The sequence below is a fragment of the Bartonella sp. AA86SXKL genome (genome assembly GCF_042196885.1).
This window is the reverse complement of record NZ_JBHIRE010000109.1, coordinates 889-1,228: the sequence shown is the minus strand read 5'-3', so window position 1 is coordinate 1,228 and position 340 is coordinate 889. Positions and strand designations below refer to the sequence as shown.

The 340-nt window shown below is 41.5% G+C and carries 1 pseudogene; it reads left to right on the top strand.

Annotation, left to right across the window (positions count from 1 at the left end):
- Positions 1-340, top strand: a pseudogene (locus ACFIO5_RS10240) (NADH-quinone oxidoreductase subunit H); the annotation flags it as partial.

The window sequence follows — 340 nt, the reverse complement described above, 5'->3', positions numbered from 1 at the left end:
TATCAACGTGGGCTGTTATCCCTGTCAATGAAGGTTGGGCAGTTGCAAATATTAATGTTGGTTTGCTCTATATCTTAGCTATTTGATCTCTTGAGGTTTACGGCGTAATTATGGGAGGATGGGCGTCAAATTCAAAATATCCTTTCTTAGGAGCTCTTCGTTCTGCGGCTCAGATGGTTTCTTATGAGGTTTCCATTGGCTTTGTGCTTGTAACCGTCATTTTAGTAAGTGGCTCATTGGATCTTACAACAATTGTTCAGAAGCAAAGTCATGGAATGGGCACAGCTCTTGGCCTTCCTTTTAACAGTTTTCTTGATTGGAATTGGCTCGTTCTTTTCCC